Source organism: Lapillicoccus sp. (assembly GCF_036559105.1).
Taxonomy (GTDB): domain Bacteria; phylum Actinomycetota; class Actinomycetes; order Actinomycetales; family Dermatophilaceae; genus Lapillicoccus.
The window spans coordinates 1-11103 of record NZ_DATBTV010000093.1 but is presented as its reverse complement, the minus strand read 5'-3'; the positions used below and the strand labels follow the sequence as shown (position 1 = coordinate 11103).

Annotated in this window: 11 protein-coding genes; 4 read left to right on the top strand and 7 right to left on the bottom strand. The window is 72.7% G+C overall.

Annotated features, from left to right (window positions below; all coding sequences use genetic code 11):
* The 4 genes from VIG79_RS12165 to VIG79_RS12150 form a co-directional block, all read right to left on the bottom strand.
* A partial coding sequence (locus VIG79_RS12165) for an SDR family NAD(P)-dependent oxidoreductase (protein ID WP_331885946.1) occupies positions 1-102 on the bottom strand: 102 nt, incomplete at its 3' end.
* Positions 103-211: 109 nt separating this feature from the next.
* Entirely contained in the window at positions 212-1420 is a 1209-nt protein-coding gene (locus tag VIG79_RS12160) for an FAD-dependent oxidoreductase (RefSeq protein ID WP_331885944.1), read from the bottom strand.
* A gap of 86 nt (positions 1421-1506) precedes the next feature.
* Positions 1507-2463 (bottom strand): acyl-CoA thioesterase II, encoded by a 957-nt coding sequence (locus VIG79_RS12155; RefSeq protein ID WP_331885942.1) that lies wholly within the window; start codon positions 2461-2463, stop codon positions 1507-1509.
* A 34-nt stretch (positions 2464-2497) separates the two neighbouring features.
* Positions 2498-3229 carry an AfsR/SARP family transcriptional regulator gene (locus VIG79_RS12150; RefSeq protein WP_331885940.1) on the bottom strand — a complete coding sequence of 244 codons (732 nt, stop codon included), beginning with the start codon at positions 3227-3229 and terminating at the stop codon, positions 2498-2500.
* 557 nt (positions 3230-3786) lie between these two features.
* Between VIG79_RS12150 and VIG79_RS12145 the strand changes: the two genes are divergently transcribed.
* From VIG79_RS12145 to VIG79_RS12130, 4 genes are all read left to right on the top strand, one after another.
* Positions 3787-3975 carry a hypothetical protein gene (locus VIG79_RS12145; RefSeq protein WP_331885938.1) on the top strand — a complete coding sequence of 63 codons (189 nt, stop codon included), beginning with the start codon at positions 3787-3789 and terminating at the stop codon, positions 3973-3975.
* A gap of 83 nt (positions 3976-4058) precedes the next feature.
* On the top strand, positions 4059-4247 hold the full coding sequence (locus VIG79_RS12140; RefSeq protein WP_331885936.1) for a hypothetical protein: 189 nt from the start codon (positions 4059-4061) through the stop codon (positions 4245-4247).
* A gap of 160 nt (positions 4248-4407) precedes the next feature.
* Positions 4408-6939: a MinD/ParA family protein gene (locus VIG79_RS12135; RefSeq protein ID WP_331885934.1), complete on the top strand. Its 2532-nt coding sequence runs from the start codon at positions 4408-4410 to the stop codon at positions 6937-6939.
* A gap of 29 nt (positions 6940-6968) precedes the next feature.
* On the top strand, positions 6969-7580 hold the full coding sequence (locus VIG79_RS12130; protein WP_331885932.1) for a hypothetical protein: 612 nt from the start codon (positions 6969-6971) through the stop codon (positions 7578-7580).
* A 102-nt stretch (positions 7581-7682) separates the two neighbouring features.
* On the opposite strand, the gene VIG79_RS12125 is transcribed toward VIG79_RS12130, so the two are convergent.
* The 3 genes from VIG79_RS12125 to VIG79_RS12115 all read right to left on the bottom strand — a co-directional run.
* Complete coding sequence (locus VIG79_RS12125; RefSeq protein ID WP_331885930.1) at positions 7683-7880, bottom strand: hypothetical protein; 198 nt, start codon at positions 7878-7880, stop codon at positions 7683-7685.
* A gap of 551 nt (positions 7881-8431) precedes the next feature.
* Positions 8432-10543 carry a RecQ family ATP-dependent DNA helicase gene (locus tag VIG79_RS12120; RefSeq protein WP_331885929.1) on the bottom strand — a complete coding sequence of 704 codons (2112 nt, stop codon included), beginning with the start codon at positions 10541-10543 and terminating at the stop codon, positions 8432-8434.
* A 196-nt stretch (positions 10544-10739) separates the two neighbouring features.
* Positions 10740-11103, bottom strand: a 364-nt coding sequence (locus VIG79_RS12115; RefSeq protein WP_331885927.1) for a hypothetical protein, incomplete at its 5' end; no start/stop codon positions are given.

Below are 11103 nucleotides of genomic sequence, written 5' to 3'. Positions count from 1 at the left end.
TACCCGGTGCCCGTCGGCGGCGAGCCGCTTCGCGGTCGCGGCACCGATGCCGCGCGCGGCTCCGGTGACGATGGCGGTCCTGGGGGTGCTGGTTGCGAGCACGGCGACTCCTGCGGCGGGCGGGCGGACGCGTACCGGACGGGACACGGTAGGCGCGGGGCGGGTTTACCGCCGCGAGTCTACGAGGGCGGTATGCGGGCCGGCCGAGCGGTCAGGCGGCCGCGATCCGCTCGTCGACGCGGGACGCCTCCATGAGGTCGGAGGGCAGCCTCGGGCCGGAAAGGTCGAGGTCCTCGCGGGCCCAGCGGCGGCGCAGCGACTCGTCCATCACGGCGTGGTCCTCGACCCAGGGCCGCATGTTGGCCTCGGTCCACTCGTCGAACGCCTCGACGAGCTCGGTGAGGCCCGTGGTGGACACCGACCCCCCGACGTCCACGGTGGTGTCCAGGGGCGGGAGGGCCTCGTCGACCTGGAGCATGGTCGTGGCGAGGCCGCGGCCGAAGTTCGGCGTGGTGGTGCAGACGGAGTCCCCGACGAACAGGAGGCCGGGCAGCGCCAGGCCGCCATCGGGGCCGCGCTGGCTCCGGCAGGCGCTCTTCAGGGTGCCGCCCGGGAGGACATCGGTGAGCGGCCGGGACCGCTCGGGGTCGGCCCGCTGGGCCAGCCCGGGGATGGCGGCGACCGCGGCGTCGAAGGCGGTGTTGTGGCGCAGCCCGACCAGGTCACGATCGTCGGTCGAGCGGATGACCAGCGCGGAGAAGATGCCCCGCTCGTGGCGGAAGACGAGGCACTGGTAGCCGTCGCAGTTCGCCTGCCAGGCGATGGGGTTGACCATCGGGCCGGGTTCGGCGCCGGGCGCCAGCTGGTAGACCCGGTCGACGTAGGCGATCCCGCAGATGCCGCCCGAAGAGGCCGGCGCGCGGCGGTCGCGGTTCACCCGCCCCGAACGGCCGGAGGCGTCGACGACCAGGTCGGCCTCAAGGAAGTCGCCGTCGATGACGATCCCGGCGGCGTGGCGGCCTGCCGAGTCGACGGTCTCGAGGACGTCGTCGACTGACCGGTGCGGAGGGTCACTCCGGGTACGGTGACGGCGGCCGCGCGCCCCCCCGCTCATACGTGCTGCGCCGGCACCGCAGGCCCACCACGGCGGTCGACCCGTTCGGCAGTGGCATCTCGGCGGGCTCGGCTCCGACCCCGAGAAGCAGCTCGTAGCCTCGCGCAGCTCCCGCCGCAGGGTGTCGACCACCTGCGACCGGATCTCGTGGGCGTGGTGGAACTGCATGACGCCCTTGCGCGCCCAGGGTCCTTCGGCGGGCGGCCCAGGGTCCCGGTCGACGAGGGTCACCTGGGCGCCACGACGGGCCAGTGCAGCGCCGAGGACGAGCCCGGCCGGACCCGCGCCGATGATCGCCGTCCGCATCGACGGTCACCCCCGTCCCGTGGAGTCGTCCGTTCCTGGCGCGAGGTTACGCCGAGCCGACCACGGGAACGCCCGGTTTCGCAGGGCTACTCCTTGATCCGGATCATGCCCTCCTGCGCGGCGGAGGCCACCAGCCGGCCGTCCGCGGCGAACATCCGCCCGAAGGCGAGCCCGCGGCCACCCTGGGCGGTGGGCGACGACTGGGTGTAGAGGATCCACTCGTCGGCCCGGGCGGGTCGGTGGAACCACATCGCGTGGTCGAGGCTCGCCGGGCGCAGGCGCGGGTCGGACCACGCGAGGCCGTGCCGGCGGATGACCGGTTCGAGCAGGGCGTAGTCCGACGCATACGCGAGGACGGCGGCATGGAGCAGCGGGTCGTCGGGCAGCGGGCCGATGGTGCGCAGCCAGACGCTCTGCCGGGCGGCGAGCTGGCGGCCCGGTGCGATGTTGATCGGGCCCTCCACGTGCCGCAGGTCGACCGGTCGCACGCGCAGGTACCCGCGCGGGACCACGCCGTCGAGGTCGACCACGTCCTCCGGCGGGAGGGCCTCCGGGTCGGGGGCGGCGGGCATCGACTCCTGGTGGTCCAGACCGCCGGCCGGCTCCTGGAACGAGGCGATCATCGACAGGATCGGCTCGCCGTACTGGATCGCCTGGACCCGACGGGTCGAGAACGAACGCCCGTCGCGGATCTGGTCCACGGCGAACCGGATCGGGTGGCTGTCGTCGCCCGGCCGCACGAAGTACCCGTGCAGGGAGTGGATCGGCCGTGGCGCGTCGGCACCATCGGCGCCCACACCGACGACGGTGCGCCCCGCGGCCACGACCGCCTGGGCGAGCACCTGACCGCCGAACACCCGCCCGTGGGGCATCTTCTGGCTCTCCCCGACGAAGACGTCGGCGGAGGACTCGCCGAGGTCGCTCTCCTCGTCGCCCTCGACCCCGTCGACCCGGACGTGCGCCTCTCCCAGATGCCTCAGGTCGAGAACCGAGAGCAGCTCCTCGAGCGGTCCCAGCGGCGCCGTTCCCTCGGGCGAGTCCACCCGCCGGACTCTAGCGGCGTCGTACGCGGCGGCGTCAGGCGCGGCGGGCCGGGCGAGCGGGCAGGATCTCGCCGACCACCTCGAGGAGGTCCCGGGACGGAGACAGGCCGAGCTCTTCGCGCATCTGCGCGGCGAACCGGCGGAAGTGGGCGATGGCCGCGGCCCGGTTGCCACCGGCCAGCAGCGCGCGTAACAGGCCCGCGTGCGAGGACTCGCGCCACGGGTCGAGGCGGATCGCCCGCAGGGCGGCGTCCACCCCGTCACCGTGACGGCCCTCCTCGACGCTCATGCTGACCACCTCGTCGAGCAGGTGGAGCTCGAGCTGGCGTACGCGCTCGCGTTCGAGCTCGACCCACTCCTCCTCCCAGCCGGGCAGCAGCTCGAGGTCGAACCCCGGACGGGCAGCGTCCGGATGTGGGGTCCCGGCCCGCGCCGCCCGGACCTGCTCCTGCAGGTCGTCGACGTCGACGATGACGTCCGGGCCGATGGTCAGCGACGCGACGGTCGCGTCGACGAGCGGCGCCAGGGCGCCCAGCCGGCAGACGGTCGAGCGGAGGTTGGCTCGGGCCCTGGTCTCGTCGACGTCGGGCCAGATCGCCGCCGCGACGGTCGAACGCCGCACCGGATGACCCTGGATGGCGAGGTAGGCGACGAGTCGCTGGCCGGCGGGCGGCACCTCGACCCGGCCCTCGGGCCCGGAGAGTCCGAAACCCCCGAGCAGGCGGATCGACCAGTGGTAGTTCGCGGAAAGGTCAACTACAGGCATTCTCAGTCCTCGACGGGTCCCCGAGCGATGTATCGCACACCGCTTCGTGCTGGGCCACCCCACCGATCTCCGCGCCGGTCTGGTGAGTCTGGCCCAGTCGTTGTCGTTCAGGTCGCGTGCTCACCTCGTGCCGCCCCGCGGTGCCGACCGGCGAGCTCGGCCATGCGTGCGCCGTCTCGAGGAGTGTGGTCGACCGGGTTGGACACGTGAAGCAGGAGCGGTCAGCGAGGGGCGGAGATACGAGCGCTGGTCGCGGATTTCCCGCACGTTCGCTGGGCATGGTGACGCCACGGTGACGCTTCGCTCACGCCGCCGTGACGATCCCGACACGCTGACGTGACGCTTGGTCCACGTTCGGGTCACGGCCGCGTGCCGACGGGGGCACACCTCGGTCCCCGCCGCGGTGACGACGAGGGAGCGGTACGGCAGCGGGACGGTCGCGGTACCGCAGCGGGACCGTCGCGTCGCGGTCCACGGTCCGGTGACGGGCTCCCGGTTCCATGGAACTCGTCAACATCCGACACATCCGAACCAACGTCCGGAAGGAGGTGAACACCATGACCTTCATCACCCGTGAGGAGCTCGCTCGCGAGGAGGTCGAGCTGCTGCCGTCGCGCGAGACGCTCGCCTTCTTCAACTGGGCCAACGTCTCCGCCACCAACGTCGCGCTCGCGCAGAACACCTACACCCTGCTCAGCGCCGCCGGCGCCTCGGCGAACCAGGCCGTTCTGGTCTCGCAGTCCTGACGATGAGCCCGTATGCGGGCACGTCAAGCAGGTCCGACCGGCCAGTCACACGGCCACTCTGAACACCTCGGAAGGGGGGAAACATGGACACCATCTCCGTTGCCGAGCTCGAGGCCACCACGGTCGAGCTCCTGCCGTCGCGGGAGACGCTGGCGTGGATCAACATCGCCAACATCACCGCGGTCAACCTCGCGCTCGCCGTGAACGCGGGCACGTTCGGGTCCGTCGCGTACGCGTCGGCCAACCAGCTCATCGGCGTCAGCCAGAGCTGACCCGGCGCTTCAGCGCACGTACCACGGCGGAGGCCGAGCCGTTCGGGAGATGGCTCGGCCTCCGCTCGCGTGGTGGGCACCCACACCGCTGCCCCACGCCTACCGAACCTCGACGCCACCTCGACACCACCTCGACACCAGCACGAAGGACTCGACGCTGATGACCAACCCCACGCTCCTGGCGCCCACGCTCGCGCCGGGCGTCTCGCTGCTCGGCGAGTACCAGGGCTCGGGGTTCACCGAGCCGCACTACCTCATCGTGCGAGCCGACCAGCAGGTGCTGCACGTGTCGCGCCTGCTGTTCGTCGTCGCGTCGCACCTCGACGGCCGCAGCAGCATGGAGGAGATCGCCGGGCGGGTGAGCCAGGAGTACGGCCGCACCCTCGACGCCGAGGGCGTCCAGTTCCTCGTCACCGCCAAGCTCCGCCCGATGGGCATCGCGGCCGAGGCCGTGGCCGACGACACCGGAGAGCACGTCTCGTTCGGGCTTCCCCTCGCGACCGCCCCCGCGCGACCCCGCCCCGCGCCGGAAGCACGGGAACCGCGACCGGCACCGGAACCGCCGGGGGCGCCGCTGCCCGCTCCCCCCGCCCCGACGGCGCCTCCCGCTCGTCTCCTTCCCCGCGCGAACCCGTTGCTGGCGCTCCGGTTCCGCGGCACGCTCATCCCCGCCTCGGCCACGCGTTTCCTCGCGCGCCTGCTCGCGCCGTTCTTCTACGGACCCGTTGTCGTGATCGGGATCGTCGGGCTCGTCGTCGCCGACGTCTGGTTGCTGCGGCAGGCCAGCCTGACCGGCGCCGTCGACTCGATCCTCGTCGACCCACCGATGCTGCTCTCCGTGATCGGGATCCTGCTGGGCGCCACGGTCGTCCACGAGCTCGGCCACGCGGCCGCCTGCCGCTACGGCGGCGCGACGCCCGGAAAGATCGGCGTCGCGGTCTACATCGTCTACCCCGCCTTCTTCACCGACGTCACGCAGTCCTACCGCCTCGGTCGCGCCGGCCGCGTCCGCACCGACCTCGGCGGCGTCTACTTCAACGCCCTCACGATCGCCGGGCTGACGGCGGTGTATGCGCATACGCAGTCGCCGGCGGTGCTGCTCGCCATCGTCTTCGTCCACGTCGAGGCGCTCCAGCAGCTTCTCCCCCTCGGTCGCCTCGACGGGTACTTCGTCGTCGCGGACCTCGTCGGCGTGCCCGACCTGTTCGGGCGCATCGGCCCCATCCTCCGCAGCGCCCTTCCGGGGCGTCAGGCCCACCCGAAGGTCGCCGAGCTGCGCCGGTCGGCGCGCGTCGTCGTCACCCTCTGGGTGGTGGTCACCGGGCCGATCATGGTGGGGATCCTCGGGTTCATGCTGTGGAACGCGCCCGCGATCACGGCTCAGGTGGTCGACGCGATGAGCCGCGAATGGACGCTACTGCAGGCGTCGATCGACGCTCGCGACGTGGCCGGTATCACCCTGGCCGCTCTGTCCCTCATCTTGTTGCCACTGCCTCTGCTGGGCCTCGCCTGGCTGGTCGGCGGCATCCTCCGCCGCATCGTCGCTGCCGCGGTCCGACCGCTCCGGCGTCACCGAACCCGCCCATCGAACGTTGGCACCCCGTACCGCCTCCAGCCCGAGGAGATCCCGATGTCCGGATCGGATCCCACCACCCACCCGACGGCGATGGCCGAATCCGTGATGCCGTATGTGTCGGTCGTCGCCGCGTCGGCCCCGGGTCCGGTGTCGGCCCCGGTGGTCACCCGCACGGCGGACGAGCTCACCGAACGCTTCCTGCTGCGGGCCCAGCCGCGTACTCCTCGACACGGGTGGCGCCGCGGCGTCTTCGCCGTGACCGGCGGCCACGTCAACCCGGGCCCGAGCAACCGCGAGCGCCGCGAGGACGCCCTGCTCGAGCGGGTCCGGACGCGGATCGACGGATCCCGCCGCATCGTCGTGCTCTCCCGGAAGGGCGGCGCCGGCAAGACGACGACCACGCTCATGCTCGGCCACACCTTCGCCACCCATCGCGGCGACCGGGTCGTCGCCCTCGACGCGAACCCCGACGCCGGCAGCCTGGGCATGCGGCTGCCCCGCGAGACGCAGTACTCGGCCACCGACCTGCTGGCCGAGCGCACCTGGGTGGAGCGGTACTCACAGATCCGCGCGTTCACCTCGCAGGACCCGGTGAGCCGGCTCGAGGTGGTCGCGTCCGACGACGACCCGCGGATCACGCTGGCCCTCGGCTCGCAGGACTACCGGCACCTCGTCGACACGTTGGACCGGCACTACAACCTCGTCCTCGTCGACACCGGTACCGGCATCCTCGACGACGCCATCCAGGGCATCCTCGAGGAGGCCGACCAGCTCGTCGTCGTCATGCCGCCGGCCCTGGACGGCGGGCGCGTCGCGGCGATGACTCTCGACTGGCTGGACCAGCACGGGCACCACGACCTCGTCGCGAACGCGGTCGCCGTCGTCAACGCGGTCCGCGGATCGGGTCCGCTCGAGCTCGACCGCCTCGAGGAGCACTTCGCGTCCCGCTGCGCGTCCGTCCACCGGATCCCGTGGGACCCGGTACTCGAAGCCGGAGCGCACTCCGCCCTCGCCGACCTGCGGCCCGAGACGCGAGCCGCCTACCTGGAGCTGGCCGGCGCCGTCGCCGAGGGGTTCCGCAGCAGTGGTCACACACCGACAAGGGAGCAGCCATGATTTCTCGCACGTCAGTCCGCCTCGGGGCCGTGGCGACGTTGGTCGCCGGGTTCGTCGCGGTCCAGCAGGCACCGGCGGAGGCCAAGTCGGCCGGCAGCTCCGCTTCCTTCGACGACCGCAAGGTGGTCCAGCTCCTGCGTCCGGGGGCCGAGCGCGGCAAGGGAGGACTGGCCCTGCACATGACGTCGAAGGACGCGGTCTCCGCCGGCAACGCCGCGGTGGCGACGTCGTCGTGCGACGGGTGCCATGCCACGGCGATCTCGTTCCAGGTCGTCGTCGCCGACAAGTCGCCCACCTCGATCGACGTCGGCAACGTCGCCTACGCCAACAACGAGGGGTGCGCGTCGTGCGAGGCGGACGCCTTTGCCTACCAGTTCGTGTTGGCCTTCGACGGCGACGCCTCGATCACGTGGGCCGGCCGGCTCAAGCTCGCGCGGATCGACCTGGCGCTGTTCCGTCTCGCGCGGTCCGGCAGCTCCGCCGACGAGATCCAGGCCGCGGCCGATGGGTATGCGGCGCAGGTCGTCGACATCCTGTCCACCGAGCTGCGGGTTCGCCCCGTGGTCCGCAAGGGCATCCAGAAGCAGCACGGTCCCGGACCGAGCTCGGTCAGCCGGCCGCCGGACGCCCTCGCGTCCTGACCCGGCGCCGTTCGGCGCCACCGCACTCCGGCCACGTCGGTCCGGCCGCGACCCGGGCCGACGTGGCCGGTTCCGGTGCCGTGTCAGGGGACTCAAGGGGACTCAGGGGGAGCCTGCGCTGTCGGGGTCGCGGACTCTGCTGCGATGACCGGTGCAGGAGCGGCCTCCGTTCCCCGGGCTGCGGCCGCCCAGCAGGGTGGCTACCAGCGGCAGCAGGAGCACGGTCACGGCGCCCCCGGCGACCAGTAGCGAGCTGTTCGCCTGGCTCATCTGGCCGTTGGAGACCGCGACGGACGTCACCGCCACGATGATCGGCAAGCCTGTCGACCCGTTGAGCGCCACCCGCACACTGTCCCGGCGTGAGAACCGCCGCCCGGCCCCGTCTCGGCGCCCGCTCCGTCATCGTCGCGACGAGGATCGGGCCGCCACGCACGACGACGATGGTCGCGACGAAGGCGATGAGCACGAGGGGTTTTGCGGCGACCGCGGCCGGGTCGATCCCCATCCCGGAGGTCACGAGGAAGATGGGGATGAGCAGCCCGAACGCCAGGCCGTCGAGCTTGTGCGGCGACGAGACCGACGGTGCCGTCGGGTCGCGTCGGCCGTGTCGCACAGGGGAATGGTCGACAACGGTCGGGTTTCCGACCGTTCCCGCCCCTGAGCGCCGAACCATGGGCAGGAGGCCGACTCGCGGCGTCCCCACAGCGAACGGCGGCGGGTCCAGCTCGAACCTCGGTGAGCCGAAACGGAGGTGGCACGTCTCGTGGGCGCTGGAGAAGCGGCGGCCCTGAACGTTCGCTACGTGGGAAGGGGACGTCTCGACCCGCCGTCCGGGGAGCCCGAACGGGGGGTCAGGACTGGGTCGCCAGCGCGAAGGGGAGCACCGCGTCGGCACCGGCCTCTCGCAGCGTCCGGGCGGCCACGGTGAGGGTCCAGCGCGAGTCGACGAGGTCGTCCACGAGCAGGACCGGACCGTCGGCGTCGCGCAGCGCCGCGGACAACGAGGGGCCGACGGCGAACCGGTCCCACACGCCGGCCAGCCGGAACGCGCTGTTGCCCCCCGGTTCACCGGTCGGGCCGCCCGCCACGAGGTCGAGGGTGCCGAGGAACGGCAACCGCCCGATCGAGGCGATCCCCTGCGCCACCGAGGCGACCAGCTCGGGCCGTCCCCGCGACGGCATCGCCGCGACCCCGACCGGCCGCTCGTCCCACCCCCAGACGCGCAGCACCTCCACGCACGCCCGCAGAAGGTCCTCGGATGCGGGAGCATCCGCCGCGAAGACGCCACGCAGACGTTGTCCCCAGCCGAGGTCGGTGAGTCTCGCCACCGCCCGCCCCGGCTGCATCGCCGCATCAACGCCGATCCGGCCGGACACCGGGACGCCCAGCCGCGACATCGCCGTCGGCCACTGGCCTCGCGGCTCGATCTCGACACCCACCCGAGCCAGCTGTTCACGGGCGGTGTTGACCGCGGCCGGCGGGAGGGTCGACGCGAACCACGGGTCCGCGCATCGGTCGCACCGTCCGCACGGGGCGGCGGTCTCGTCGTCGAGCGCCCGCTGGAGGAACTCCATCCGACAGCCGTCGCCGCGCTCGTAGTCGAGCATCAGCCCCTGCTCACGGTCGCGCGCGGCGGCGACCCGCGCATACCGCTCGGTGTCGTACTCCCACGGCACGCCGGTCGACACCCAGCCGCCGGTGATCTTGGCGACCGCGCCGTCGACGTCGAGGACCTTGAGCAGCAGCTCGAGGCGGGTGCGGCGGATGTCGACGGCGGCCTCCAGCGCGGGCGTCGACAACGGGCGGCCGGACTCCGCGAGCGCGGTGAGCACGGCGTCGGCCTGCTCCTGGCGGGGCATCGACGCCGAGGCGAAGTAGCGCCAGATGTCACGATCCTCTGGACCGGGCAGCAGCAGCACGTCGGCCCGCTCGGTGGCCCGTCCGGCGCGGCCCACCTGCTGGTAGTAGGCGACCGGTGACGACGGTGCGCCGAGATGGATGACGAAGCCCAGGTCCGGCTTGTCGAACCCCATCCCGAGAGCACTGGTCGCCACGAGCGCCTTGATCCCGTTGTCCCGCAACGCTTCCTCGAGCCGAAGCCGGTCGGCCGGGTCGGTGCGTCCGGTGTAGGAGGCGACGTCGTGGCCGGCCCGGCGCAGCGCGGACGCGACGTCGTCGGCGCCCGCGACGGTCAGCGTGTAGACGATCCCGCTGCCGGGGAGGTCGTCGAGGTGGGCCACCAGCCAGGCCAGCCGCTGCTCGGGGGCACCGAGCGGGAGGACCCCCAGTCGCAACGAGTCGCGGGCCAGCCCGCCGCGCAGGGTGAGCACGTCGTGACCGCCGGCCCCCAGCTGCTCGGCGACGTCGGTCACCACCCGCGCGTTCGCGGTCGCGGTCGTGGCGAGGACCGGAGTGTCGGCCGGCAGGGTGGTGAGCAGGTCGCGGATCCGCCGGTAGTCCGGCCGGAAGTCGTGACCCCAGTCGCTGACGCAATGCGCCTCGTCGACGACGAGGAGCCCACATCGCCGGGCCAGGCCGGGCAGCTGCTCCTCGCGGAACCGTGGGTTGTTGAGCCGCTCCGGGCTGACGAGCAGCAGGTCGACCTCGTCGGCGGCGAGCCCCCTGGCGACGTCCGCCCAGTCCTCGGCGTTGGCCGAGTTCATCGTCACGGCCCGGATCCCCGCTCGCTCGGCGGCGGCCACCTGGTCGCGCATCAGGGCGAGCAGCGGCGACACGATCACCGTGGGCCCCGCGCCGGCGGCCCGGAGCAGGGCGGTGGCCACGATGTAGACCGCCGACTTGCCCCATCCGGTGCGCTGGACCACGAGGACCCGACGTCGCTCGGCCACCAGCGCCTCGATCGCCTCGAGCTGCCCCGGCCGGAAGTCCGCCTCGCGCCCGACGAGGCGGTGCAGTGCTTCGGTCGCCTCGGCGGCGACGACGGTCAGGGAGGGGGTGGGCATGCGCCTCACCGTATGCGGCGTCACCGACGACGTCGATGTGGTCCAGTCAGGTGTCCTCGACGTGGACCGAACCCTGGAGCCGATGGAACCTTCCGTCGAGGTGTGGCACGGCCTCAGACCTTCGGGATGTCCGTCTTCCTCGTAGAGCCGCGTGGTGAGGTCCCGTCCGCCGTAGAGACCGAGACGGAGCTCCACGTCAGGGCGCGTCGAGGAGCTGGACCAGGCGGGCGACGGACGGTACCGCGAGGAAGCCCGCGCGGACCTCGGGCTCCTCCGCACCGGCGACCCGTCGGTCCACGTAGGCCCGGGTCAGAGCCCGCAACTTCTGCCGCGCCTCCTCGTGGTCCGGGCCGCTGCCGGCCAGCGCGCCCCAGAGCTCGGCGAGCACTGCCGGAGGGCGCATCGACACGTCGACGGCCTGCCGGTCCAGCCGGGCCATGACGGCCGCGGCGTCGTCGGCCGCCGTCGACGGGTCGAGGCCTCGGGCTCGGGCGATCGTCAGTCGCAGCACGTCGCACTGCGGCACACCGGCGTCGACCCCGCTGTCGCCGAGCAGCTCG

Coding starts and splice junctions, on each gene's coding strand:
- VIG79_RS12160 (WP_331885944.1), bottom strand. CDS start 1,420: ATGCGGACGGCGATCATCGGCGCGGGTCCGGCCGGGCTCGTCCTCGGC.
- VIG79_RS12150 (WP_331885940.1), bottom strand. CDS start 3,229: ATGCCTGTAGTTGACCTTTCCGCGAACTACCACTGGTCGATCCGCCTG.
- VIG79_RS12145 (WP_331885938.1), top strand. CDS start 3,787: ATGACCTTCATCACCCGTGAGGAGCTCGCTCGCGAGGAGGTCGAGCTG.
- VIG79_RS12120 (WP_331885929.1), bottom strand. CDS start 10,543: ATGCCCACCCCCTCCCTGACCGTCGTCGCCGCCGAGGCGACCGAAGCA.
- VIG79_RS12135 (WP_331885934.1), top strand. CDS start 4,408: ATGACCAACCCCACGCTCCTGGCGCCCACGCTCGCGCCGGGCGTCTCG.
- VIG79_RS12140 (WP_331885936.1), top strand. CDS start 4,059: ATGGACACCATCTCCGTTGCCGAGCTCGAGGCCACCACGGTCGAGCTC.